A 26,149-nucleotide genomic window follows, 5' to 3' on the forward strand; every position below is an offset into this window, starting at 1 on the left:
GCCTGGTCGATCCGGGTTTTCGGTGCGACGGCCGGTGGCCGGATGGCGGCGCTGGTTACGTCCCCGCGCGCGCCATTGCGGCCCCGGCGCCGCAATGGCGCGGCCATGCCGACGCGTCACGCCGCACGATCGCAGGCGCCGAAGAACGCCGATGCCGGATCGGCATATCCTTGCGGGCTGATCGCCCCTGGAGCCACCCATGACAGAGACCTCGCCACCGCCCGTCCTCGATGCCGCTCAGGCCCGCGTGCTTGGTTGCCTGATCGAAAAGGAAGCGACCACCCCGGACGCCTATCCGCTCACCGTCAACGCCGCACAGGTGGCCGCCAACCAGAAGACCGCACGCGAGCCGGTGCTGAACCTGCAGACCGGCATGGTGCATCACGCGCTGCGCCAGCTGGAAACGCTGGGACTGGTGCGCCAGCAGTTCTCCTCGCGTGCAGAACGTTACGAACACCGGCTGGGCAGCGTGCTGGATCTGACGCGCCAGCAAGTGGCCCTGATCGGCCTGCTGCTGTTGCGCGGACCGCAGACCCTGGGCGAGCTGTTCGCGCGCAGCGAGCGGCTGGCGCGCTTCAACGATACCGACGACGTGCGCCATCACCTGGACCGGCTGATCCAGCGCAGCCTGGCGGTACAACTGCCGCGCGCCAGCGGCCAGCGCGAAGAGCGCTATGCCCACCTGCTCAGTGGCGAGCTGGACCTCGACGCGCTGCAGGCCGCCGCCGCAACGCGCGAAAGCCCGCCACGCGGCGCCGACACCGCCGCCCTGGAAGCGCGGGTGCAGAGTCTGGAAGAGCAGCTGCAGGAACTGCGCGAGCAGGTGACCGAGCTGCGTACCCGCTTGGGCGAGTAAGCGCTGGGATTGAAGCGACTGCGCCGCCGCGTCGTGGGTGGCGTGCTGCTTCCACAACAACCGCCGCATGAGCCGCGCCGGTCTGATCCGGCTGGGTCGCACGGTGTACCCGTTCCTGCAGGCCGAGCTGTTGCTGCCGTGGAGCGAAGACCGTTTTGCCGAACGCATCGAACAGACCATCGACATGTTCGTGCGCGAAGACCAGGGCGCACGCCGCAGTCTTCGGGGCGGCGTCACGTGCGCACTCCGGTTCCTTCGCGCATCCACTCCGCCGAAGAACGCCCGTCAGCGGCTATCAACCGCTCCGGAGCAAGTCACCGGTCTGCAGTGGCCGGCTCACGCCGTCGCCGGCACCCGTTCCAGCACGCCGCCTGCATAGTCGGCCTGGAACGGCAGGTCCGGCCGATGCGCATAGCCGATAAAGCAATCGCATTGCGCATTGGGGCAGCTGCGGGTGCGTAACTGCGCTGCGAAACTGCCGTCGTAGAGATTGCCCAGCGGCGTATCGACGAAGTGGCAGCGCCGCACGGTGCCGTCGCCATCCACCGACAACACCGATTCGCCGGTCAGGCAGGGCGCGCCGAAGCTCGGCGGCGGGGCCAGGTTGTAGCTGAAATGCGGATCGATCCGGCTCAAGCGCTGCACCTGCTCGGGCGTGTAGTAGTCGGGCGGACGCGGATCGAAGGCGTTGAGCCACATCGGCGTGGTGTCGGGCAAGGCCGCACGCAGTGCTTCGATCTCGTCCATGTGCGCGTGCGCGGCGACCATGCCCACGCTGTGGCGCACGCCGCGGTCGCGCAACGCCTGGCAGCGCCGCAGGAAGGCCGCGCGCGTCACCTGGCTGGGATGGTAGGTGCACCACAACGCCAGGCGGTCGAGATTGGCCGCGTCGAGCCAGCGCATGCCCGTGCACAGGTTGGTCTGGATCGCTACGCGGCGCAGCTGCGGCAGCTGGCTCAGCTGCACCATCGCCTCGCGGTAATGCCGCCGCACCAGGCCCTCGCCCCAGGGCGTGAACAGGATCGACAACGGCCGCGTCTGCGCCTGTGCCCAGCCGACAAACCGCGCCAGATCCTGCGCGTCGCGACGCAGCGCGGCGGGGCTGTCGTAGGTCTTGGCGAACGGGCAGTAATCGCAGGCGTAATTGCAGCTGCTCAGCCGGCCGCGATAGAGCAATGACAGATGCATCGGCCGCTTACCCGACCTGGTACTGCTGCATGCGCTCGACAATCGGTGCCGAGGTCAGCCACGGGCCGATGGTGTCGGCCCGCTCCATGCCTGCGGCGGTGAGCGCCAGCAGCGCTCCGTGCCGTTGCGCCAGCCCTAACGCCAGCAACTCCTGCAGCTGTGGCAAAGACTCCAGGCAATCGCGGCCAAAGCGCTGACGGAACTCATCGCAGTCCAGCCCCGGAAACACCAGCAGCGACTGGATCGCATGCCGCCGCATGGCATCGTCGGCATCCAGCGCGATGCCGTAGTCGGCGCAGGCGAAGCTGGCCGGATCGCGCGCCAGATAGTGCTCGAGAATCTCCGCCACCGAGCGCCGGCTCACCCCGTATTCGCTGGAGTAATGCAGGCCGGCGGTATACGAGCGCGCGCCGCAGCCGATGCCCACCATGCCATCGCTCTGACAGCAGTACACCGGCGCGTCGCTATCGCGCGCATGCGGGGCGCGGAACATGCGCATCGACACCTGCGTGTAGCCGGCCGCCAGCAGATGGTCGCGGCCGGCGCGGTACAGCACCAGGCGCTCGTCCAGCGGCTCGGGTTGCAGCACAAAGCTGCGTCGCCCGCCCGCCTTGGCCTCGATCCGGCCCAGGCCGGTCATCGGACGCACGTACAGCGGGTACAGATACAGTTCTTCGGGCGCATGCTGCAGTGCGCTGTCGATGGAGGCCAGGAAACTATCCACGGTCTGCCCGGCGATGCCGTAGATCAGATCCAGATTCAGCGTTGGAATGTCCTGGGCGCGAATGATGGCGATCGCCCGCTCCACCGTGTCGCGTTGCGGCGGCCGCACCAGTGCGCTCACTTCGGCAGCGCTGAAACTCTGGATGCCCATGCTGACCCGATCGATGCCGGCCTGCCGGCAGACCCGCAGCCGCTCGGCATCGACGGTTTCCGGCGACACCTCGATGCCGGCCGGAATGGTGTCCAGCGCAATCGTCGCGTGGCGGTCCACCATGTCGAACACGCGCTGCAATTGCGCCGGATCCAGATAGCTCGGCGTGCCGCCGCCCATCGCAAAGCGCACGAAGCGGTGCGTGCCCAATGCCTGCACGGTGGCGCGCAGTTGCTGCTCCATCTGCGCCAGATACGCCTCCACCTGCGCCGGCGCAGGCCGCGCCAGTGCGAACAGATTGCAGAACCCGCAGCGGTACGAGCAGAACGGGATGTGCAGGTACAGAAACAGCGCCTGCCGGGGCTCGTCGGCCCAGACCTGCGACAACGGCACGGCCGGCTGCAGCGGCCGGTAACTGGTCTTGTGCGGATACGAGTACGAATAGGCCTGATACGGCGGCTGGCGCAGCAATTGGGCCAACGAAGGCAGGCTCATGGGGTCACCAGGAAATGGGCATAAGGCACGGTCATCACCACCTCGTGGGCCAGCCGATGGCCATGGTAGCCACCCTCGCCGTAGGCAGTGCCGTGATCGGAACAGACGATGGCAAACGCACCGCCGCGCGCAGGCAGTGCGGCAAACAACGGCGCCAGCGCGGCATCCACATAGCGCAGCGCGGCGCAGTGGCTGTCGAGGTCGTCGCGCACCGCGCCAGGCAGGTAATGGCAATTGGGCTGATGCATGGCCGAGACGTTGATGAACAGAAAACAGCGGGTGTCGCGCAGCGCGGGGTCGCCCAGGCGTGCGCAGGCCAGCGCGACCTGGCGCTCGGTCGAATCGGCGGCGGTGACGCCAAACTCCGGCGACCAGTGGCTTTCGCGAAACAGGCCGGGCAACTGTGCGCCCAGCGCGTTGCGCTTGTTGAAGAAGCCGGTGCCGCCGATGCAAAGCGTGTGGTACCCGCAGCGCGCCAGGCCATCGACGATAGTGCCGCTGTCGGCGAACACCTGGGTCTGCGCGACGATGGTTTCGCTGCCATCGAAGGCCAGCGCGAACAGGCGCGGATGCGGGCCCTGGTGCGCGGGAGTCGGCAAAAACCCTGCGAAAAACGCCATGTGCGCCGCATACGTAAAGCTGCCCGGCGTGTGCCGCCGCTCCCAGCCCTCGGCGGGCAGATACGGCGCCAGCACCGGCAGTTCGCCCCGCGCAAAACAGCGCTGCGCGGCGTCGTAGCGCAGCGTATCCAAGGTGATCATTACGATGTCGTGCGCACCAACAATCGCGCGCATGTCCGGCAGCAGCTCAGCCATGCAGCAGGCCCTCCTGGCGCGTGTCGACGGTCATGCCAGGCGCGGCGGCGACGGCGCCGAGTGCCGCCTGATCTTCGTAGGTGGTGCGTCCCTGCCAGTGCAGCTGCGGCAGCAGATCGCCAAAGCCGTTGGCCTCCAGCACATGGCAGCGCCCGGCGCGCTGGATCAGGTCGAAACCGATCATGCGACAGTCGGCAAACGCGCTGGCCGCCTGCGCCACGGTGCTGGCCACCGCCGCATCCACCTCGGCGCTCTGCCAGGCCTGCGCCGGCAGGCGCCGGTTGCCCAGGTGCAGATTGGTCAACGGGCCGCGGCTGGCACGCGCCACGCGCTGCCGCGCCACGCCGTCGAACGCGACCACGCGCAGGTCGTAGTGATAACCGGGCAGGCCGGGCGCGCGCGGTTTGGGAATCCACTGTTCCAGGTAAGCGCCCTGCGCGGCGATCGCATCGACCAGCGGGGCGATCTCGTCGGTGCGGGTATAGCGTCGCTGGCGCAAGGCGTTGAACACGCGCACCTGGCCGTCCTGCACCACCAGCTCGGCCGAGCCGCTGGCGATCTGGCGCCCATCGCGATGCCAGCGATACGCCAGCACGCCCGCGCCGGACGAGCCGTAGCGCGGCTTGAGAAATGCCTGGGTGCAGCCGCTGGCCTGCAGGCGTTCGCGCAGGCCGGCGTAGCTGTCGACCGTCCCCAGCAGGGTCGGCACGCTGACCCCTGCCGCGGCCAAGCGTTGCTGGCAGCCAAGTTTGTCGGTCATTGCCAGCAGATCCGCCGGTGGATTGAGATAGCGCGCCGCCGGCAAGGTCGCGAGCAGGTCTGCAAACCCGGCATGCCACAGGTGCTGATGCGCCAATTCGCCATGCGCCAGTGGCGCAGGTGCCGGCCCAGGCTGTCCCAGACAGTGCCAACCGCGCACGATCAGCGCCTGATGCAACGCTGGCGCCTCGCCAGGCGATTCCAGCTTGACCAGCGCGGCCGGATGCCGCGCCAGCCAGTCTTGCAACGGCGCCGCGGTGTCCAGCAGCTGCAGATAGTCGAACGCCGTCACCGCGGGCTGCCCCTGCGCCTGCAATGCCTGCTGCAGGGCGGCGATCCTGCGGCTGCCCCGCGGCCCCACCACGACCCAATGCGCGCTCACGTCATTCGGAGACAGCGACGTAGCGCTCGTCTTCGTCTTCCTCTTCGTGCTCTTCCAGGATCACCGTGGCCGGCAGCGTCGCCAGACGGGCCTGCCACTCGGCAGAAATGTAGTGATGGCTCAGGTCGATCCGCTGCAGCTGGCCCAGCTGCGTGCTTTCGACCAAGGCCCGCGCCCCGACATCGCCGATGGTGCCCAGCGACAGATCCAGTGTGTCCAGGCTGCCCAGCCACGGCTGGGTGGCCAGCCAGGTGGCCAGTTCGTCGGTGTTGGCCGCGTTGCGCAGGCCCAGATAGCGCAGACGCTCCGGGCCGATCGCTGCCAGCAGCCGCTGGTAGGTGCCCAGGTTGCCGTCGTAACCGTAGTCTTCCACGCCCAGCCACAGCTCCAGGTGTTGCAGCGCCGGCAGCGTGGAGTCGGCGATCGCCTGCACGATGGCAGACGGCAGCCCACCGCATTCGATCGCCAGTTCCTGCAGCTGCGTATGCGTGAACGGGGTCAGCACCAATTTGGACGACCCGCGCACACGCAGCGATTGCAGCGCCGGAAAGGCGGCCAGCAGCGGGGTGTAGTCGGTCTGGATGATCCACGACACCTCGCAGTCCTCGCAGACCATGTCGCCGACGAACAGCGCGCGCAGAGCGGTCAGTTCGTCGCGGCGTTCGATCAGCCGCTGCAGATAGCCGCTGGGGCCTTCCTCGTAGGATTCGCGCCACGGGCCGATGATCAATGCCTGGATGCTGGCCGGGTCGACCTGCGCCAGCAGGGAGTCGAGCAACTCCGCCTGGCTGCCTTCGCTTTCGTACTCCTGCCGCAGCCGGTACACCACGTCGCCGCCGCTGGCGGGCTGGTCCACACTGAAGTCCACCACGCGCTTGCCGCGATAGAATTCCGAATACTCGCCGATCGTCATTGCACTGCCTCCCTGGCTCGGTGAGGTCACAGGATACCCGCACGGTCATGGCAACCTCGTTAATGCCATGCGCCACCGTTCCATTGCCCGTTGCACAGGCGGTCACCGGTGCCTGCACCGCGCCGCACGTTTTGTTCGAAGGACCGATCGCATGCATGCCCATCCCGCCGCCGCGCGCATTCGCGCCACCGTCCAGGCCGCCACCACCGGATTGATCGAGCGCGATCAGCTGGCCGAATTGATCGTGCTCGCAGCGGTGGCGCAGGAACATCTGCTGATCATCGGCCCGCCGGGCACCGCCAAGAGCGCGGTGGTGCGGCGCGTCGCCGCCGCACTGGGCGGCCGCTATTTCGAATATCTGCTCGGCCGCTTCACCGAACCGGCTGAATTATTCGGCCCGGTGGACCTGCGCAAATTGCGCGAGGGCAGCGTGCAGACCGATGTGACCGGGATGTTGCCCGAAGCGGACATCGCCTTCCTCGACGAAGTCTTCCTGGGTTCCACCGCCATCCTCAACACCTTGCTCGGGCTGCTCAACGAACGCCGCTTCCGGCGTGGCCAGACCGACCTGCATTGCCCGTTGCGCCTGTGCGTGGGCGCGGCCAACGCGCTGCCGGAAGACGATGCGCTGGCAGCCTTCAGCGACCGCTTCCTGCTGCATCTGTTCGTCAACCCGGTGGCAGACCATCAGCTCGAAGCGCTGCTGGCCGGCGGATGGCAGGCCGAGCGTGCGCCGCTGCAGCCTGTCGCCGGGCTGGCCGATCTGGACCTGTTGTGCGAACAGGCGCGTGCGGTGGACATGGATGGCGCGCGCACAGCGCTCGCCGCAGCGATCCGGACATTGCGCGGCGCAGGCGTGCAGCTGTCGGACCGTCGCCTGGTCAAGACCCAGCGGCTGATCGCCGCCGCCTGCGTGCTGGCCGGACGCACCCAGGCCAGCGAGGCCGATCTGTGGCCGCTGTTCTACGTGCTGCCCACGCGCGCGCAGCAAGCCAGCGCGCAGGACCTGCTACGCGGCACCTTGGCCGTTGCTGCCAATCCCACCTTGCGCGCGGCCGTCGAACAAGCCGCCCTGCAACCGCTCTCGCGCACTGCGCGGCTGGTGGAGGCCGCCCAGTGTTGCCTGCAGGATCAGCACAATCCGGCCCTGCGCACCATGGCCGAAGCCTTGCTGCGCGAGATCGATGCCAACTTCACGGCCGCCTCGCTGCCGGCCGAGCTGGCCCACGAACGCACGCGCCTGATCGAGCAGATCGGCAGCGGCGCGTGACCTGGTCGTGGCAGGACGAGCCGCTGCCGGTCGCTCCGCAAGGGGTGATCGGCGTGGGCGAGGCCGCACGCGCGTTGCTGGCGGCATGGGCGCGCTTGCCCCACGGCGCGGGTTTGCTGGTCACCGCCACCGCGCAGGCGTTGCTGCTGACCGGCCCTGCGCCGCAGCTGCCTTGGGCCAACGGCGTGCAGTACGTGGCACCGCGCGCGGACGCCGCTGGCCTGTGGTTGCCCACCGCCGAACGCCCCGCGCTTCCGCTGGAACTGCTGGAGCGTGCGCTGCGCCGCCAACACGGGCCGCAGCCGCTGTTGCTGCTGCGATCACCTGCACTGGTGCTGCCGCTGCAGCGGTTGCTGCCGGCGCGTGCCGAGGTCGTGGCGCAGATCCGTCAGCGCTGGGAGGCCGCGTGAGCGCCGCGCTGCAGGTGCCCGCCCCGCTCCAGGCCTGGCGGCTGTGGCTGGACTGGTTCGACCCGGACATCGCCTCCCAGCTCGGCACCTGGTTGTTGCGCCTGGACCCCTTGCTCAGCCGCGACAGCCTGCGCCGCCGCGATGGCGACAGCGAGCCGGACGGTATCGACGACCTGCGTCGGCGCGGCAGCTACGACCACCTGCTGCTGAGCGAGTGGGCACTGGCCGACGCACTGCCGGAAGAATTTCTGCGCCGCGCCGCGCATGCCGAGCACCTGTTCCTGGTGCCCCGCATGCAGACCCGCGCGCGCGATGCGCGCCTGGTGGGGATCTTCGATGCCGGTCCGGCGCAATGGGGCGCGCCGCGTCTGGCACAGATCGCGTTGTGGATCCTGCTGGCACGCCGTGCGCAGGCCGCCAATGCGCGCTTTGTCTGGGGTCTGGCGCATCTGCCCGGCGACCTGCACGACGCCGACAGCCCTGCCCGGCTGCAACAGCTGCTGCAGGGCCGCACCTTCGAGGCGACCGGCCCGCAGCACGCACAGACCTGGGCCACGCAGTGGGCAAGCGCGACCCCGACCACCAGCGAGTGCTGGTGGATCGGCGCGCAACCGGTGCGTGTGGCGCCATTCCACCACCAGGCCAGCATCGCGCCTGCGGCCGATGCGCACCTGCAGGTGGTGCTGCAAACGCGCCATGGCACCCGCAGCAGCCTGTTGCCGGTGCCTGCCAGCATGGCCGCCAGGCAGCTGCTGCTTGGGCACTTCACCGACACGCAACGCCCCGCCCAAGCCGACACCGCAAACCACGTGGTCAAGGGTAAGTTTTCGCTGCGCCACGCACCGCTGTTCAGCCCGGACGGCAGCCATGTGGCGCTGCTGCTGGCAGACGGCTACCGCAGCGCGATGGTGAAGGTGCAGCCCGCCGACATCCCCAAACGGGCGGCGCCGCGCTACCACCAATGGGCGCAGGGCGGTCAGCCGCTGTGCCTTGCGGCGCAGAACAAGCACGTGGGCGGCATCGTCGCTCTCGGGGAGCAGGCCGCGTTCTGGAATCTCGATGGCATGCACGGCTCCATCGAAGCCGGCGGGCAGAGCCTCTGCCCCGCACCCGGCCAGGTGCGGCTGCGTCCATGCGTGTGGCTCAACAGCGGCGGCACGCCACAGCGGTTCCTGCTGTGGGACCAGCACGGCCGGCTGATGACCTGGACGCGCGATACCAACCAGCGGCAGCGGGTTGCGCAAGGCAGCGAGCTCGCCGGGCAGGTGGTGGCGCTGGCGCAAGGCGATGCCGAACACGCGGTCTACGCCACCCATGTCGCTGGCGAACTGCGGGTGCTGCGCCTGCATCGCAACGGCAAGCAGGACCTCATCCTGCAGCTGGCGCTGGGGTCGCGCCCGCCGGTCGTGTTGCTGCGCAACCTGGTCCAGGAGGACCAGTGGCGTGGCGCCATCGCCCTCGAACTGGCAAGCCGTCAGGCCGGCGGCGACCGCTCGCTGGCTTACCGGGTGCTGCACGGAGGCCCTGCCGACGGCTTTCAGGAATTCGAGGCGATCGTGGCGTCCGGCGAAAGACCGATCGGCCTGATCTGCGACCCGGACGCGCCACAGCACAGCCTGCTGCTGGTGCTGCGCGCCGATCGTCGCGCGCTGCTCGCCATCGGGGCCAGCGGCCGGCGGACACTGCATCGCGCCGCCAGCGAGATCAGCGCCGCGGCGGTGTCCAGCGATGGCGCACGGGTCGCACTGGTGACCCTGCAGGGGCAGGCCTGGATCTTGGGCGATGGCGGGCTGACCCCGTTGATGGTCGTGCAAGGCCAGGCCGAGCAACTCGGCCATGACTAGCCCGACGCGCACGGACAACGCGGGCAGCAGCGTGCGCTACCCGCTGTGGCACGGCAGCCAGATGGTGTCGGCGTTGTGGTTCTCGGCAGCGTGGCTCAACCCGGAACAACGCCTGGCCAGGATTATCTGCGCCTGGCAACCGGGTAGCCGGGCGCTGCGCTTTGCCGACGGCGATGTGCTGTGCTTCGCCGCGCCGCGTGCGTTGGTCTGCGAGCAGGCGCTCGGCCTGGCGCTGTGCCAGGTGCACGGCGGCCTGTTCTCGGGCGCGTTGACTGCCGCCGAGGCGGCGCAGTTGCCCCCGGCCGATATCGGCCTGGTCCATGGCGCCCAGGTGATCGCCTTGCAGTGGCAACACGCGGTGGCGCTGGATCCTTCCGAGGCGATCGACGTGTCTGGCTACCCGCTGCACATGCCCTACGACTGCCGCCCGAGCGAGCCACCGCTGCAGGTGGACCGGCTGCGCGGCAAACCGCTGCGGCAATTGCTGGGCAATGCCGTCCCGCCAGCCAGCGCCGAGCGCGATGCATTCCTGCACGCGCTGAACACGCAGCGCCCCGACGTGCAGAACACCACGCTGTGGCAACGCCTGCTGGCGCGCGCTCAGCGCAGCTTGAGCCGCGAGCACGCACCGGCATCGAACGGATCCGCAGCGTCTGGCGCAGCCACCACCACCGGGCAGAACACGACCGTGCCGGCACGCCGGGGCGCCGCATCGGTATCGGCCTGGCGCACGCGGCTGGCCCGCGCACTGGTTGCCTCACGCATGGCCAGTCTGGTCGGACGTCACCAGGGCGCCTACATGCGCCGGATGCTGCGCCAGTTCGAAAGCGGCGATCTGGACGAAGCCTTGCGCAACGCGCTGCCGCTCGATGGCCTGGGCGAATCCTTGGGGCAGGCGCTCGGGGTGCCACAGCGGCGCAGCGACCTGAGCCTGTCGCGCACGCGCGGGGCCGGCACCAGCATCGGCCTGGGCGAAGAGCTGCAGGCGCATCTGCGCGCGACCTATCGCAGCGCCTTCGCGCGGCTGGACCGCGAAGGCCAGATCGATCGTGCGGTGTTCGTGCTGGCCGAATTGCTCAATGCGCGCCAGGAAGCGCTCGACTATCTGGTCAAGCACGCCCGTTACAAACAGGCCGCGGAGCTGGCGCTGGGCTGGGACATGTCGGCGGCGATGATCATCCGGCTGCTGATGCTGGCCGGCGACCATGCGCGCGCGGTGCAGGTCGCGCGCCGCGATGGCGCCTTTGCCGCCGCCATCCAGCTGCTGCACGGCACCGACCGCGCACTGGCCGACGCGCTGAGGCTGGAATGGGGCCAGGCGCTGGTACAGGCCGGCGACTGGCTGGCCGCCGTGGACGCGGTGTGGCCGTTGCACAACGCGCGCCACCAGGCCGCGCAGTGGCTGCTGGCCGCAGAACAGGCCGGCAGCACGCTGCACGCACGCGCCCTGGTCAAGCGCGCGCGGCTGTTGCCGGACCCGCTGGAACACTACGCAGACCGCATCGCCGCGCTTGCAGACCCCTGCGCCGATCCCGCACCGCGCAGCGACATGGCAGCCGCGCTGCTGGTGGATGCTGTCCCCAACCGCTCGCTGCAACAACTGGCGCGGCAGCTGCTGCCGGCGATTGCCGCCGATCATGCGTTCGCCCGCAACAGGCTGTCCGTCGGCGATCTGACCACGCTGCTGAAACTGGCCAAGGACCCCCTGCTCAGCGCGGATATTCCAGCCTTCAAACCACACGTCGCAGCCAAACAATCCAATCTCTGGGACAGCGCCACCACCTTGCGACTGCAGGCACCGCAAGCCGGCCTGGCGGCCATCCACGATGTCGCTGCACTCCCGGGTCGCCGCTATCTGCTGGCCCTGGGCGAAGCCGGCGCGGCGGTGGTGGACACACACGGGCGCCTGCTGCGGCGCTACCCGGCGCCTGCCTTTGGCGTGGTCATCGCCGACAGCGGGCAGGTCGCCCTGGCGATCGCACCACGTGAGCGCGTGTCCACCGTGCATCGGCTGGATTTGATCACCCATGCGGTGCGCGACCTTGGCCAGATTGCGCTGCAGTACGCCGCGCCCAGCTACAGCGGAATCGGCTGGAGCATCGTGGTCGACAACCGGCTGCTGGTGGTCGATACCGACAAGGATCTGCACAGCGTGCTGTGGCATGTCGGCGACCTGCCCGGCCCGGTGATTGCGGCGGGATTCTTCAGGGATTGCGAGGTGTATCTGGTGCGGGCCGGCGAGCATCTGGAGGACTGGACCTACAGCCTGCCCGCGCGACGCCTCAAGCCGCGCGATCCCCTGCACGTGGACCCGCAAGCGCCGGTGCTCGCGCATCGGCTCGGCAGCGTGCAGCAAACGGATGTGCGCACCGATCCAAATGGCGACAGTTACCTGCACTACCAGCACATCGGCAGCGCCCGTCAGTGCCGATTGCACGAACACAGCGCCGCATTCGGCGCGCCGGATGGCTCGAGCGTGGTTGCGCTTGAAGCGGGATTCCTGGTTGGCCTGCATTGGCCGCACGGCTCGCGCTATCTGGTGGTGCGCCACCATGATGGCGGCATCGTCGCGTCGCTGGACTGGCCTGCGGGCAGCACGGTCAAGGTGCGCGAGCAGTCCGGCCATCTGCTGTTCCATGACGCGCACGGCCGCTTGCTGGATCTGCAGACCGACCGCTCGCTGCCCCATGCCGTGTCCTTCCTCGGCTAGGGAAGGTCCGAACAACGCGCGGCATGACGGGGGAACCTGGGATGTCGCTCAAACACGGCCGCCTGCCCTGCTGAACATCAAGCGCTTGCGCGTAGCGAAGATGGCCAGCGGTGTTGCTCGAAACCACACGGACGCGTTGTTCGGCGCTTGCCTGGCACGTGTGAGAACCACACGCCATGGCAGGCGCGAGGCCACAACGCCATGCGGATGCATCCCTTGAGGGACGCTTGGCCCCGACGTGATCGGTGCGCGCTCCGCTCAGGTCGGCGTATCCACCTCGTCCCAGTCCGCATCTTCGAAGTACAGCAGCCAGTTGAGCGCGTAGTGGCGCTCGTATACCACGCCGGGCACGATGCCGGCCGGCGGTGCCTGCTGGGTGTGGCCGGCCTGGCGCACGGCCCAGTGCAGGCGCAGATGCAGGTCCAACGCATCCAGCAGTTCGGGCAGCGGCCGCAGCATCAGCAACGAGCCCGCAGGCGCATGCGCATGCTCCAGCGCGCGCTGCGCGGCCAGCGGCACGTCGCACAGGGCGGTCGGCTGCGGCAAGCTGTCGGCCAGGCCCAGCGCCCACTGCAACACGGCCAGGCTTTCGTAACGCCAGCCGAAGTTGGCCAGCATCTGGTCTTCTGGGTCCGCCTCGGCGAAGAAAGCGCGCTCCTGCGGCGACAGCGCAGCTGTCACGCCGGGCAAGCGCGTCTCCACCTCCTCCAACGCCGGTGGCGCATCGCCGGCCGCCAGCATCTCCGCGCGCAAGGCCACCGCAAACAACGCCAGCATCCGTTGCGTCACCGCCGTCGCCTCGCGCACCCGCGCTTCGCCCTCACCGGCCACCGGCGGCAAGCTCGGCGGTACGCGGATGCCCTGTGCGCTCAGCTGCGCCAGATGATGCGCTCGCCGCTCGCGCGCGTCCGGCGGGTACGGCACCTGCGCTTGGTCATCGAGCGCCGGCTCGCCCTGGCTGATCAGCACACGCCCCTGCGGATCGCGCACGCTGCCGTCGGCCAGAAAACACACCGCATTGGCCTGCTCGGCCCACTGCGCCAGATCGCCAAACGCGCTGTCGTCGACCTCGAAGCTGAAGTGCTGCCGCACCCGCTGCACATGCCGCATCAGGTGGTACCGCGACTGGGTCATTTGCCCGTCGCCCGCCTGATTCACGTAGCCGACAAAGCCATGCAGATGGTTGGCCAGTTCCGGGTCGGCATGGTCGCGATGCTGCACGGCGTCGTGCGGCAGAAAGTCCGGCCAGCGCGGTTCGCGCAACGTGGAATAGGCATTGACCAGCAGCGGCATGCGGGTGTCCTTAGGCAGTCGGAGGCAGGCCGGCAGGGTGCCGCACACCTGGGGTGCTGTCCATGTCGGCGGGAGCGAGGTTAATCGTGTAATACGCCAGCGCATCGGTGCCGGGACTCAGCACCCGCAGGCCCTCGCGGTGCAGCCCCAGCGCTTCCAGCGCGCGGATGGAAGCGACGTTGTCCGGCGACACGATCGCGCACAGCTGGGTCAGCCCCAGCCCATCGCGTGCGTAATCCAGCACCGCACGCCCGGCTTCGCTTACATAGCCCTTGCCGCGATAAGCCGGCAACAGCGCAAAGCCGAGATGCGGCACCGGCAAGGTGTCGCGGCACAACAAACCCAACGTCCCCATGAAGGTGGACCCGTCGCGCGTCTCCAGCGCCCAATGCGCAAACCCGTACATGTCGTGATGCGCCTGTGCCCACTCGCGCAGATGCGCGCTCGCCTGCTCGCGGGTACGGATGCCGCGGTCGTTGATGCCGGCGATAAAGCCGGGGTCGTTGACCAGCGTCAATATCGCATCGGCATCGCGCTCGGGATCGAGCGTGCGCAAGCGCAAGCGCGGGGTTTCGATCACGACAGTCACGGCGCACTCCTGCAGCAGGGAAAACCAGACTGCCGTGCGGGTGTGCCGCTGGCAAGCCTCGGCGCGCTACAGCCAGGTGGGACCCGGCAATCATCCAGCAGACGATCCGCGCCGTGCATGCACGCGCTGCCAACCTGGCACATCGAAGTAGATGTCGATGTCGATGTCGATGTCGACGGTCACAATCCATTCCGCGCGCAGCAAACGCCAGGCTTTCGACAACTGGTTACTGCGCTGCCGCCCTTAGCAATGCGGCAGTGTACGGATCCGTGCAGCAGCCACTCGCATGCGTATTGAAGCGCATGACACGCCTGGAACGGCCGGCGCACCGCCGCCAATACGCTGGCGCGTGCCAGACCGCGGTGCCAAACGCTAACCACGCACCGGCCGCGCCCATCCGACGACAAGCACGGTGGCTTGATCAGCCGTGGCTAGTCGAACAACGCCTGGATCGCCGCCAGCCCGGCGCTGGCACGCTCTTTCTTGCGTTCGGCATCGGCCACCGGGTCGGCACCATCGCGCTGCAGTTCTTCGGCCGGAATCTCATCGAAGAACCGGCTCGGCTTGAGCCGCACATGCTCGCCGAACTTGCGCGTCAGCTTGCTGTGACTCATCCACAGCTGCTCCTTGGCGCGGGTGATGCCCACGTACAGCAGACGGCGCTCTTCCTGCAGATTGCCTTCTTCCAGGCTCACTTCGTGCGGCAGCACACCGTCTTCGCAGCCGACGATAAACACATAGCGGAACTCCAGACCCTTGGACGCATGCATGGTCATCATGCGCACCTGGTTGCCGCCGTCGTCCTTGTCGTTGCGCGACAACAGCGCCAGCTGCGCGGCCAGATCGCTGGCGCTCGCGCCACGTGGGCCGCCTTCGAACCACTCGGCCAACTCGTCCAGGTTGCGCTTGCGGCGTTGGAAGCCGGTGTCGTCCTTGGATTGATTGCGCAGGTCGTTGAGCAGGCCGGACTTGTCGGCCAGCGTCCGCACCAATTCGCCGGCCGGCATGGTCGCCGCGTGCTCGCGCATATCGCGCAGGATATCGGTGAAGGCACTCAGGCCATTGGCCGCGCGCGGCGGAAGGTGCTGCAATGCGCCCATCGATTCGGCCGCGCGCGACATCGGCACCGACTTCGCACTGGCCAGCTCGGCCAACCGCGCCAGCGAGGTCGCCCCCACTTCGCGCTTGGGCGATTGCACTGCGCGCAAGAACGCCGCGTCGTCCTCGGGGTTGACGATCAGGCGCAGCCACGACAGCACGTCCTTGACCTCCTGACGCTCCAAAAACGCGGTGCCGCCGGTGAGGTGATACGGCACGCGCAGCAGCTGCAAGGCTTTTTCCAGCGGCCGCGACTGGAAGTTTCCACGGAACAGAATGCAGAAATCGCTCCACGGCACCTGCTTGGCGGTGCCCAGGAACGAAATCTCCGCAGCGACCTTTTCGGCTTCGTGCTCGCTGTCGCGGCATTCCCACACGCGGATACGTTCGCCGTCGGCCTGGTCGCTCCACAGCGTCTTCAAATGCTCGTGCGGGTTGTGCGCGATCAGCGCATTGGCCGCGCGCAGCACACGATTGGAGCAGCGATAATTCTGCTCCAGCTTGATGATTTCCAGCGCCGGGTAATCGCGCCCCATCTGCTGCAGGTTTTCCGGGTTGGCGCCGCGCCAGGCGTAGATGCTCTGGTCGTCGTCGCCCACGCAGGTGAAGTTGCCGCGCGGCCCGGCCAGCATCTTCAACAGCCGGTACTGGGCATCGTTGGTGTCCTGGCACTCGTCCACCAGCAGGTAGCCGATGCGCTCGCGCCAGCCCATCACGATCTCTTCGTTGGCTTCCAGGATCTGCACCGGCAGGCGGATCAGATCGTCGAAGTCGACCGCATTGAAGGTGGTCAATCGCGCCTGGTAGCGCTCGTACAGGCTGGCGGCTTCCTTCTCGCGGTTGCTGCGCGCCGCGGCCATCGCCTGTTCCGGCGACAGGCCGGCATTCTTGGCGCGCGAGATCAGGTTCTTGGCATCTTCGATCGCGTCGGGCTTGGCGCCATGCATCAAGTCCTTGATCTGCGCGGCAGCATCGTCGGAATCGAAGATCGAAAAACCGCGCTTCAAGCCGGCTGCGGCATGTTCGATCTGCAGGAACTTCAGCCCCAGCGCATGGAAGGTGCAGATGGTCAGGCCATCGGCGCCATCGCCGCGGATGCGCTTGGCCACACGCTCGCGCATTTCCTTGGCCGACTTGTTGGTGAAGGTGATCGCGGCGATGCGCTTGGCCGGATAGCGGCCGATCGCGATCAGATGCGCGATCTTTTCCACGATCACGCGCGTCTTGCCGCTGCCGGCACCGGCCAGCACCAACAAGGGACCTTCGCAGTGCAGCACCGCGGCGCTTTGCGGGGGATTGAGACCGTGCATAGAGGCTTCCGACAGAGCGCGCCATTGTACCGGGGCGGCCCCGGGCTGGCCGGCGCGATGGATTCAGGTCGGCAGGGGAATGGTTCTGTCGCACCAGGTCTGCAGATACGGCGGCACGGCATCAGCGCCCGCCCGCGTTGGGCCGCGCGGCAGCATTCACCAATAGCGCGCGCTGCATGCAGCCGCCCAGCCCGGTAAAATCGCCCGATGGCCAAGCTCTATTTCTATTATTCGGCGATGAATGCCGGCAAGACCACCACCTTGCTGCAGTCGGCGCACAACTACCGCGAACGCGGCATGCGCACGCTGATCCTGACGCCCAAACTCGACCACCGCGCCGGCAGCGGCGTGGTCGCATCGCGGATCGGCTTGCGTGCAGACGGGCGCGCGTTCGATCGCGACACCGAACTGCAGCAGCTGGTCGAACGCGACATCGCCGCCCAGGGCGCCCTGCATTGCGTGCTGGTCGATGAGGCGCAGTTCCTCAGCCGTGCACAGGTCTGGCAGTTGAGCGAGGTGGTCGACCGGCTACGCATCCCGGTGCTGTGCTACGGCCTGCGGACGGATTTTCGTGGCGAGCTGTTCGAAGGCAGCCAGTTCCTGCTGGCCTGGGCCGACGAGCTGGAGGAGATCAAGACCATCTGCCACAGCGGCAGCAAGGCCACCATGACCGTGCGCGTGGACGCGCAGGGGCATGCGGTGCAGGACGGCCCGCAAGTGGAGATCGGCGGCAACGAGCGCTACGTGTCGGTCAGCCGCCCCGAGTTCAAGAAGATCATGCGCGGCGAAGGCCGCATCGACCCACTGCAAATCGCCTTGCCGCTGCCGTCTGCCGACGCCTGAGTGACCGGCATCCTGCCGACTGGCGACACCGCGGCTTCGGTCCGTCCGGCCTGCGCCGGGCAGTGCCCGCTCATTCCGCCACACGTCGCATGGCGACGCCGTCAGCGGTAGATGACGGTGTGGCACGAACGCACGAATCATCCGTCGCCTTGGTCGGCGCGGTGGAGTCATCGCGCCGCTGGACAGCTGCACTAGCGACACGTCCATCGGCGGCGGTTTGCCTGATCGCCAACGCGCATTGGCGTTGAGCCATATGCTGCGAATGCATCGCTAAACCTATGCAGGCATGCATTTGTAGCGGCGTCGCCGGCACCGGCCGACAAGGCGTATCGTTGCCATCGCTTGCAGCGGCTTGGCGCACAACCAGGCCCGACCACAGTCCTGTAAACTGGCGACCATCCACTTGTCGGGAGGCACACATGGGTACGCTTCCCCCCGAGTTACGCGCCGATATCGCGCGTGTTGGCCGGCTATCGTCGGTTCCCGATGTGCTGAACATCCTGACTCGCCTCACCGGCATGGGCTTTGCCGCTGTCGCGCGGGTGACCGAGGCGCGCTGGATCACCTGCCAGGTGCGCGACGAGCTGTCCTTCGGTCTGATGCCGGGCGACGAGCTGCCGCTGGCCACCACCTTCTGCGACAGCGTGCGGGTGAAGGGCAACGCGGTGTGGTTCGGGCATGCCTCCGACGACCCGGTCTATCGCGACCACCCCTCGCCGCGGCTGTATGGCTTCGAAAGCTACGTCTCGGTGCCGATCCGTTTCGACGATGGCAGCGTGTTCGGCACCTTGTGCGCGCTGGACCCGCTGCCGCGGGTCATGGACCAGCAGCTGGTGGAAAAGGTCGAGCTGCTCGCGCAGTTGCTGGCCGCGCAGATCCAGGCCGAACAGCGCGCCGAAGAGAGCGCGCAGGAATCGCGGCGCGCACGCCGCGAACTGGGCCGCGCCGGCGCCTCGGCGCGGTTGCGCGAAGAGTTCATCGGCATCCTCGGCCACGACCTGCGTAACCCGCTGCAGTCCATGCATGCGGTGGTGGACGTGCTCGCCATCGACCCGCTCAACCAGCGCCAGGGCGGCGCCATCCGCTCGATGCAACGCAGCTTGCAACGCATGGAAGAACTGATCGACTTCGCCTGCGATTTCGCGCGCGGTATCGAGCGCGACTGGCTGCAGCTGGACTACGCCAACGGCAGCGATCTGCTCGATGCGCTATCGCAGGTGGTCGACGAAACCCGCGCCGCCTATCCCAACCAGGTGCTGTCCACGCACGTGGCCATCGACGAGCCGGTACATGGCGATGCAGTGCGGCTGGCACAGATGTTCGGCAGCATGATGATCAATGCGGTGGTGCAAGGGCAGCCGAGTTCGTTGATCAAGGCAGTTGCGGTCACCGAACACGGCCGCCTGCGCATCGAGGTTTGCAATCTGGATGGCATCGACCCACGCCGGCTGGATGTGCTGCACGCCTCAACCCACGTACACACCGCCGGCCGCCCCGTGCCGGAAGTGGATCTGGGCCTGCACATGGCCGCGCAGATCGCACAGGCGCACCAGGGCGAGCTACACATCACCAGCGGCAAGAACGGCACCTGCTTCCGCGTGGAGCTGGCCTGCGCACGACCACGTGCGCGCATGCACCTGGTCAGCGGCACCACCTCGGCCTGAGTGCTTAAACCCCGGCGATCCGACCTCACCGCAGCGATCGCGTCCTGCAGCGGTGCGGTTGTGCTACGGAAGCGCGTCCTTAGACAGGCGCTTTTGGAGACACGCATGTTCTGGTGCGGCATCCACTCACCGCGCCGAGATCACTGCAGCATCTTCGCTTCCGGCTTCGATCGCCCGGGATCGCCCTACAAAGACGCCGCGTTGCAGACGAAACCGCGCGATGCGCGGCGCGCACGCACAGCCACACACTCAATAGATCTTGCGCTCGCTCGCCGGCGGCGGCGTCCATTGATAGAGCCAGGTTTCGGTCAGCGGCTTGCCATTGGCGCGCAGGTACAGGCGGATATCGATCTGCTGCATGCTGTCATCCGGCGGCACCAGGTCGAACATGGCCCGATAGCCCTTGAGCTCATGCAACGGCCGCGCCGAGACGATCTCGGTGGTGCCGCGCGACACCTGGATCACCGCTTCGACCTTGGTCTTGGCATCCTTCACCAGCCCAGGCAAGTCGCCGCCGGCAAAGTCCACCGCAAAGCGCCAGGAAAAATGGCTGCGCTTCTGCCCGACGATGCCGCCCAACCCGGTGCGGGTGGCCACGCAATGCGCCAAATGCGAACTGGCCGGCGGTTGGGCGCCCCAATACAACCGGTAGCCCATCAACAGCTCTTGTCCCGGCTGCGGCTTGGCCTGCGGGTTCCAGAACGCCACGATATTGTCGAAGGTCTCGTCCACGGTCGGGATCTCGACCAACTGCACCGAGCCCTTGCCCCAACCGCTCTTGGGCTCCACCCACAGGCACGGGCGCTTCTCGTAGAACACGCCGTCATCCTGGTAATGGTCGAAATTGCGGTCGCGCTGCAACAGCCCGAACCCACGCGGGTTTTCATCGACAAACATGTTGAAGCGCAGATACGGCGGGTTGCACAGCGGCCGCCAGATCCATTCGCCACCGCCGGTCCACATCGCCAGACCATCGGTATCGTGGATCTCCGGGCGCCAGTCCCAATCCATCCGGCTGTCGTTTTCGCCGACCTGGTACATGCTGGTGCACGGGCCGATGCCAAGCCGTTCGATGGCCTTGCGCGGGTACAGCGCGCTGTCGATATCCATCACCAGCACGTCGCCATTGGTGATGGCAAAGCGGTAGGCGCCGGCGACACTGGGCGAATCCAGCAGGCCGTAAACCACCACGGTGTCGGAGTCGTCGGCCGGCTGCTCCAGGTAGTAGGCGATGAAATCCGGAAACTCTTCCGGTCCACCGGTGCCGGTATCGATCGCCAGCCCGCGCGCCGACTGTCCGTACTGGCCTTCCTTGCCCACCGCACGGAAATAGCTCGCGCCCAGAAACGCCGAAAAGTCGCGGTCGGTGTCCTTGCGCGTGTTGAGCCGGAAGCCGGCAAAGCCCAGATCCTTCGGTAACTGCTTGCCGCCTAGCCCGCTGCTGCCGTAATCGAACGCAGCCGGGTCGTAGGCCAGCTGCTGGGCCTTGCCATCGACGATGTCGTAGATGTGCACCGGGGTGTGGAAGTACAGCCCCAGGTGGAAGAACTTCGCCTGAAACTTGCCATTGCCATCGGCCCACAACGCATGGTCCTGCCGATAGCGGATCGACTGATACTGATCCCAGTTCAACGCTTCCAACGGCCCCGGCAGCACCTGCTTGTGGCTTTTGTACGGCGCCTTGGCCAGCGCACGCGCCTGCCCCTTGAGCCATGCATAGTCGAACGGCTGCGGCTGCCCGAGCCGACGCAACCCCACGGCCTTGGCCGCCAACGCCCACTGCGGCAATGCCGGTAAACCGAGCGCGGCCAAGGCGGCAGCGGCATTCTTCAGGAAGTGGCGTCGTTGCATGCGCATCGATCTGATCGGGGATTGGGCGACATCATAGCCAACAAGCCCGGCGTGGACGCGTGCGCGCGTCAAGGCGCCGCAGCTGCGGCTTCGCACGCGTTGTCCAAAGCCAGCTCTGTCGCCTTGCTGCACAGGAAGCGCCGCTGCGCCTGCACATCGTCCGGTCCGCTGTACTGCAGCAACGTCCACTGCTCGTGCGCCTGCATCTGCGCACCTGGCACAAGCTGGCGATACGGTGCATGCACCTCCATTTCCAGCAAGCCCTGGTCGGGATGCAGCGGCGGGGCATCCAGGTACAGCTCCACCTGTCCTTGTTCCGGATGGATCGCGGCCAACGGCTGATGCGCAAAGCGGATCACCAGCACCTGCGCACCGGCAAAGCCAGCCATCCAGCCCGCCGATGGCTGCAGCAACACCTTGCCGCGCTGGACCATGCCGTCATCGCGCACGTCGGCACGCAACGCCAGGACACCCGCTTGGTGGTCGAACGCGGGCGGCACCGTGCCTGGCTCGCTCGGCGGTTGCATCCGAATATCGCCGGCATCGGCCACCGGGACGAAGACCCGCGTACTGGCCGCAACGCGGGTGTTGAACCAGAGGTCCCAAGCGATCGCATCCTTGCGGATATTGCGCGCCGTGGCCTGGACCTCCACCGTGTCCGCGCGTGCAGTGGACAACGCGATGCGCTTGCTCAGTTGCACGCCCGTCACCGGGCTGGGCACGCCCAGCAGGCTCATCTCGGTCGGTCCACGTACCACGGCCCGCGTACTGGCCAACGAGAGATACGGATCCGGCGGCCACACCGCAGCGGCGGCTTTGCGCTCAAGATTGACCTGCTGATGCAGCCACCACTGACTTTGCGGCCCCACCCACACATCATGACCGAGATACGGAACATCGCCTGCGCTAGCAGACACCGTAGGCGCGGGCTGGCGATCCACTGCCGCTCCGATCTTCAACACACTAGGGTGTCCGCGCAGGTTGAAGGACAGTACGCGTCCACCAAATGCCGGCGTAGCGGTTAGCTCCACTGCATCGTTGCGCAGCTGGATACGTTCTACTGGCGCGAGGCCGGTTGTCGCGGGCTCATCCGCATGCGCCTTGCCAGGAAGCGATAACGCCAGTACCCCGCCAGTCACCAGAAGAATGAAAAGAGGCCGTGACATGGGCATAACGCAGTTCCAAATGCAGGACGTAGCGATTGTGGGGTGGTGCACGTGTGGAAACTAGCCGTTTGCATCTTGTTACTGCAAAGGCGGAGCCATTGATCGCTCGGCCGGCGGCTTATCCGTTGAGGCTGCACATCGATCGCGAAGATCCATCTGATCCGGGAGGCAACAGGAACTGTTAAAAAAATCCTGCCATACCTCAACGCTGGCAACTGCTGCACCACACCGTCGCGCGCTGTCCAATCGTTGCGTGTTTCAAGGCCCGTCCGCACTGTTTGCAGGGCTCACCCTCGCGACCGTAGACCGTCAGTTCCTGCTCGAAATAGCCAGGTGCCCCGTCCGGGCTGATGAAGTCGCGCAATGTCGTGCCGCCGCGTTGGATCGCATATCCCAAGATCTCTTTTACCGCGGTCGCCAGGCTCCGATAACGCTCGAGCGATACTTTTCCGGCCTCGCGCAATGGGCTGATTCCGGCACGATGCAGGCTCTCAGCGGCATAGATATTTCCCACGCCGACAACCACTGCCTGATCCATCAGAAAGGTTTTAACTGCAACGCGACGACCACGCGATAGCGCATAAAGATAATCGCCAGTAAATGCCTCCGATAATGGCTCCGGACCTAACGCAGCAAGCAACTCATGCACCTGGGTGTCGGATTGCCACAGCAGGCAACCGAACCGGCGCGGGTCGTTGAAGCGCAGCACGCGGCCGTTCTCCAGGCTGATATCCACATGATCATGTGCGCGCGGCAGCGTGTCGCCAGGCAGTACACGCAAGCTCCCGGACATGCCCAAATGCAGCAGTGCACTCCCACCAGCATCGGTATCCATCAGCAGATACTTGGCACGTCGACGGACGTGCGTGATGGTAGCTCCAGGAAGCAAGCGCTCGATCTGCTCGGCAATGGGCCAACGCAGATCCGGCCGACGCAGGATCACCCCATGGATGCGCTGCCCGACCAGATGCGGCGCTAGGCCGCGCATCGTAGTTTCGACTTCAGGCAATTCCGGCATCAGCGCATCCAGCAACAGCCGGTCACGCACCGGCACGACACGATATGGAGGTCCGCATGCTGAAAAGCAATCAACCGGCGGTCAGTCAGCCACCAGAGAGCGGTCTCCAGGAGCACAGCTACGGGAGGGGGTTGCGATTATATTTCCAATTTTGACGCAAGAAGAAACCCTCAGTCCAGTTGAACTGAGGGTTTCGGGTAAAGCCCCTGGCGATGACCTACTCTCGCATGGCTTGAGCCACACTACCATCGGCGCAGCTGCGTTTCACTTCCGAGTTCGGGATGGGATCGGGTGGTTCCACAGCGCTAATTTCACCAGGGAGACGGTTGGAGAGTCGCCAGTCGGAGCTTCGTGACAAACGACTGCACATGGGTGCAAGCGTTTGCGTTGAAGCACGTACGGCGCTCGTCTCGCATAGTTAACTTGTGACGTAGCTTGCGTTTGGTGATCTACCAACGTTCGTTGGGACCAAGGCAACTTGAGGTTATATGGTCAAGCCGCACGGATCATTAGTATCAGTTAGCTCAATACATTGCTGTACTTACACACCTGACCTATCAACCACATAGTCTATATGGTTCCTTTAGGGGGCTTGTGCCCCGGGAAGTCTCATCTTGAGGCGCGCTTCCCGCTTAGATGCTTTCAGCGGTTATCGCTTCCGAACATAGCTACCCGGCAATGCCACTGGCGTGACAACCGGAACACCAGAGGTTCGTCCACTCCGGTCCTCTCGTACTAGGAGCAGCCCCTCTCAAACTTCCAACGCCCATGGCAGATAGGGACCGAACTGTCTCACGACGTTCTGAACCCAGCTCGCGTACCACTTTAAATGGCGAACAGCCATACCCTTGGGACCGACTACAGCCCCAGGATGTGATGAGCCGACATCGAGGTGCCAAACACCGCCGTCGATATGAACTCTTGGGCGGTATCAGCCTGTTATCCCCGGAGTACCTTTTATCCGTTGAGCGATGGCCCTTCCATACAGAACCACCGGATCACTAAGACCTACTTTCGTACCTGCTTGATCCGTCGATCTTGCAGTCAAGCACGCTTATGCCTTTGCACACAGTGCGCGATGTCCGACCGCGCTGAGCGTACCTTCGTGCTCCTCCGTTACTCTTTAGGAGGAGACCGCCCCAGTCAAACTACCCACCATACACGGTCCCTGATCCGGATAACGGATCTAGGTTAGAACGTCAAGCACGACAGGGTGGTATTTCAAGGATGGCTCCACTGCAGCTAGCGCCACAGTTTCATAGCCTCCCACCTATCCTACACAGACGAACTCAACGTTCAGTGTAAAGCTATAGTAAAGGTTCACGGGGTCTTTCCGTCTTGCCACGGGAACGCTGCATCTTCACAGCGATTTCAATTTCACTGAGTCTCGGGTGGAGACAGCGCCGCTGTCGTTACGCCATTCGTGCAGGTCGGAACTTACCCGACAAGGAATTTCGCTACCTTAGGACCGTTATAGTTACGGCCGCCGTTTACTGGGGCTTCGATCAAGAGCTTCGCCTTGCGGCTGACCCCATCAATTAACCTTCCAGCACCGGGCAGGCGTCACACCCTATACGTCCACTTTCGTGTTTGCAGAGTGCTGTGTTTTTGATAAACAGTCGCAGCGGCCTGGTTTCTGCGACCCTCTTCAGCTATAGCTCGCATGAGCCACCAAAAAGGGTGCACCTTCTCCCGAAGTTACGGTGCCATGTTGCCTAGTTCCTTCACCCGAGTTCTCTCAAGCGCCTGAGAATTCTCATCCTACCCACCTGTGTCGGTTTACGGTACGGTCTTCGTGAGCTGAAGCTTAGGAGCTTTTCCTGGAAGCGTGGTATCAGTGACTTCGCCATAAAGGCTCGTCTCGGTGCTCGGTCTTAAAGAATCCCGGATTTGCCAAAGATTCAAACCTACCGCCTTTCCCCGGGACAACCAACGCCCGGTACACCTAACCTTCTCCGTCCCTCCATCGCACTCACGCGAGGTGCAGGAATATTAACCTGCTTCCCATCGACTACGGCTTTCGCCCTCGCCTTAGGGACCGACTAACCCTGCGTCGATTAACGTTGCGCAAGGAAACCTTGGGCTTTCGGCGTGCGGGCTTTTCACCCGCATTATCGTTACTCATGTCAGCATTCGCACTTCCGATACCTCCAGCAGACTTCTCAATCCACCTTCGCAGGCTTACGGAACGCTCCTCTACCGCGCATAAAACAAGTTTTATGCACCCCAAGCTTCGGTTCACTGCTTAGCCCCGTTAAATCTTCCGCGCAGACCGACTCGACCAGTGAGCTATTACGCTTTCTTTAAAGGGTGGCTGCTTCTAAGCCAACCTCCTGGCTGTCTGTGCCTTTCCACATCGTTTTCCACTTAGCAGTGAATTTGGGACCTTAGCTGTGGGTCTGGGTTGTTTCCCTTTTCACGACGGACGTTAGCACCCGCCGTGTGTCTCCCGGATAGTACGTACTGGTATTCGGAGTTTGCAATGGTTTGGTAAGTCGCGATGACCCCCTAGCCATAACAGTGCTCTACCCCCAGTAGTATTCGTCCGAGGCGCTACCTAAATAGCTTTCGAGGAGAACCAGCTATCTCCGGGTTCGATTAGCTTTTCACTCCTAATCACAGCTCATCCCCGTCTTTTGCAACAGACGTGGGTTCGGGCCTCCAGTACCTGTTACGGCACCTTCACCCTGGCCATGACTAGATCACCCGGTTTCGGGTCTACTGCCCGCGACTATGCGCCCTTATCAGACTCGGTTTCCCTTCGCCTCCCCTATACGGTTAAGCTTGCCACGAACAGTAAG

The 26,149-nt window shown here is 65.8% G+C and carries 18 protein-coding genes, 2 rRNA genes and 1 pseudogene (1 of these 21 running past the window's edge); 8 read left to right on the plus strand and 13 right to left on the minus strand.

Annotated elements, in window-relative coordinates:
- Positions 1-199: 199 nt before the first annotated feature.
- Positions 200-856, plus strand: a complete 657-nt coding sequence (locus ACCQ06_RS22540) for a YceH family protein (RefSeq protein ID WP_316689551.1) — start codon at positions 200-202, stop codon at positions 854-856.
- Between the two features lie 25 nt (positions 857-881).
- Positions 882-1,055, plus strand: a pseudogene (locus ACCQ06_RS22545) (hypothetical protein); the annotation flags it as partial.
- Positions 1,056-1,192: 137 nt separating this feature from the next.
- Here the strand turns inward: ACCQ06_RS22545 and ACCQ06_RS22550 are convergent.
- The 5 genes from ACCQ06_RS22550 to ACCQ06_RS22570 are packed head-to-tail and all read right to left on the minus strand — an operon-like array spanning position 1,193 to position 6,282.
- Entirely contained in the window at positions 1,193-2,044 is an 852-nt protein-coding gene (locus tag ACCQ06_RS22550) for an STM4011 family radical SAM protein (protein ID WP_316689553.1), read from the minus strand.
- Between the two features lie 7 nt (positions 2,045-2,051).
- Positions 2,052-3,413 (minus strand): STM4012 family radical SAM protein, encoded by a 1,362-nt coding sequence (locus ACCQ06_RS22555; RefSeq protein WP_316689554.1) that lies wholly within the window; start codon positions 3,411-3,413, stop codon positions 2,052-2,054.
- Entirely contained in the window at positions 3,410-4,228 is an 819-nt protein-coding gene (locus ACCQ06_RS22560) for an STM4013/SEN3800 family hydrolase (RefSeq protein ID WP_316689556.1), read from the minus strand. The genes ACCQ06_RS22555 and ACCQ06_RS22560 overlap by 4 nt, the downstream gene beginning before the upstream one ends.
- Positions 4,221-5,351, minus strand: coding sequence for an STM4014 family protein (locus tag ACCQ06_RS22565; RefSeq protein WP_316692732.1), 1,131 nt, complete (start codon positions 5,349-5,351; stop codon positions 4,221-4,223). The genes ACCQ06_RS22560 and ACCQ06_RS22565 overlap by 8 nt, the downstream gene beginning before the upstream one ends.
- A 19-nt stretch (positions 5,352-5,370) precedes the next feature.
- Positions 5,371-6,282, minus strand: a complete 912-nt coding sequence (locus ACCQ06_RS22570) for an STM4015 family protein (protein ID WP_316689557.1) — start codon at positions 6,280-6,282, stop codon at positions 5,371-5,373.
- A gap of 151 nt (positions 6,283-6,433) precedes the next feature.
- Between ACCQ06_RS22570 and ACCQ06_RS22575 the strand changes: the two genes are divergently transcribed.
- Genes ACCQ06_RS22575 through ACCQ06_RS22590 form a run of 4 tightly spaced genes read left to right on the plus strand, consistent with a single transcriptional unit; the run spans position 6,434 to position 12,516 of the window.
- Positions 6,434-7,552: an AAA family ATPase gene (locus ACCQ06_RS22575; RefSeq protein WP_228323656.1), complete on the plus strand. Its 1,119-nt coding sequence runs from the start codon at positions 6,434-6,436 to the stop codon at positions 7,550-7,552.
- Positions 7,549-7,962 carry a bpX5 domain-containing protein gene (locus tag ACCQ06_RS22580; protein WP_316689560.1) on the plus strand — a complete coding sequence of 138 codons (414 nt, stop codon included), beginning with the start codon at positions 7,549-7,551 and terminating at the stop codon, positions 7,960-7,962. The genes ACCQ06_RS22575 and ACCQ06_RS22580 overlap by 4 nt, the downstream gene beginning before the upstream one ends.
- The gene (locus ACCQ06_RS22585; RefSeq protein ID WP_316689561.1) at positions 7,959-9,806 is read left to right on the plus strand and encodes a hypothetical protein; all 1,848 of its coding nucleotides are present in this window, start codon (positions 7,959-7,961) and stop codon (positions 9,804-9,806) included. Before ACCQ06_RS22580 ends, ACCQ06_RS22585 begins: the two co-directional genes overlap by 4 nt.
- Positions 9,799-12,516: a bpX6 domain-containing protein gene (locus tag ACCQ06_RS22590; RefSeq protein ID WP_316689562.1), complete on the plus strand. Its 2,718-nt coding sequence runs from the start codon at positions 9,799-9,801 to the stop codon at positions 12,514-12,516. The genes ACCQ06_RS22585 and ACCQ06_RS22590 overlap by 8 nt, the downstream gene beginning before the upstream one ends.
- A gap of 258 nt (positions 12,517-12,774) precedes the next feature.
- Here the strand turns inward: ACCQ06_RS22590 and ACCQ06_RS22595 are convergent, their stop codons facing one another.
- The 3 genes from ACCQ06_RS22595 to rep all read right to left on the minus strand — a co-directional run bounded on the left by ACCQ06_RS22595 (position 12,775) and on the right by rep (position 16,806).
- Positions 12,775-13,809, minus strand: coding sequence for a DUF4272 domain-containing protein (locus ACCQ06_RS22595; protein ID WP_316689563.1), 1,035 nt, complete (start codon positions 13,807-13,809; stop codon positions 12,775-12,777).
- A 10-nt stretch (positions 13,810-13,819) separates the two neighbouring features.
- Positions 13,820-14,416, minus strand: coding sequence for a GNAT family N-acetyltransferase (locus ACCQ06_RS22600; RefSeq protein ID WP_316692733.1), 597 nt, complete (start codon positions 14,414-14,416; stop codon positions 13,820-13,822).
- A 413-nt stretch (positions 14,417-14,829) separates the two neighbouring features.
- Positions 14,830-16,806 carry a DNA helicase Rep gene (rep, locus tag ACCQ06_RS22605; protein ID WP_316689564.1) on the minus strand — a complete coding sequence of 659 codons (1,977 nt, stop codon included), beginning with the start codon at positions 16,804-16,806 and terminating at the stop codon, positions 14,830-14,832.
- A 207-nt stretch (positions 16,807-17,013) separates the two neighbouring features.
- On the opposite strand from rep, the gene ACCQ06_RS22610 reads away from it, so the two are divergent.
- Positions 17,014-17,649 carry a thymidine kinase gene (locus ACCQ06_RS22610; RefSeq protein WP_104616981.1) on the plus strand — a complete coding sequence of 212 codons (636 nt, stop codon included), beginning with the start codon at positions 17,014-17,016 and terminating at the stop codon, positions 17,647-17,649.
- 419 nt (positions 17,650-18,068) lie between these two features.
- The gene (locus tag ACCQ06_RS22615; protein ID WP_228323650.1) at positions 18,069-19,313 is read left to right on the plus strand and encodes a GAF domain-containing sensor histidine kinase; all 1,245 of its coding nucleotides are present in this window, start codon (positions 18,069-18,071) and stop codon (positions 19,311-19,313) included.
- A gap of 249 nt (positions 19,314-19,562) precedes the next feature.
- On the opposite strand, the gene ACCQ06_RS22620 is transcribed toward ACCQ06_RS22615, so the two are convergent.
- The 5 genes from ACCQ06_RS22620 to ACCQ06_RS22640 form a co-directional block, all read right to left on the minus strand.
- On the minus strand, positions 19,563-21,164 hold the full coding sequence (locus ACCQ06_RS22620; protein ID WP_316689565.1) for an OpgD/OpgG family glucan biosynthesis protein: 1,602 nt from the start codon (positions 21,162-21,164) through the stop codon (positions 19,563-19,565).
- A gap of 68 nt (positions 21,165-21,232) precedes the next feature.
- Positions 21,233-22,336, minus strand: coding sequence for a DUF4380 domain-containing protein (locus ACCQ06_RS22625; protein WP_316689567.1), 1,104 nt, complete (start codon positions 22,334-22,336; stop codon positions 21,233-21,235).
- Positions 22,337-22,532: 196 nt separating this feature from the next.
- Positions 22,533-23,348, minus strand: a complete 816-nt coding sequence (mutM, locus tag ACCQ06_RS22630; RefSeq protein WP_316692734.1) for a bifunctional DNA-formamidopyrimidine glycosylase/DNA-(apurinic or apyrimidinic site) lyase — start codon at positions 23,346-23,348, stop codon at positions 22,533-22,535.
- Between the two features lie 204 nt (positions 23,349-23,552).
- A 5S ribosomal RNA gene (gene rrf / locus ACCQ06_RS22635) occupies positions 23,553-23,667 on the minus strand.
- A gap of 169 nt (positions 23,668-23,836) precedes the next feature.
- Positions 23,837-26,149 (minus strand): 23S ribosomal RNA (locus ACCQ06_RS22640); it runs 568 nt beyond the window's last position.

It is taken from the genome of Xanthomonas sp. NCPPB 4467, from assembly GCF_041475665.2.
GTDB classification, from domain to species: Bacteria; Pseudomonadota; Gammaproteobacteria; order Xanthomonadales; family Xanthomonadaceae; genus Xanthomonas; species Xanthomonas dyei.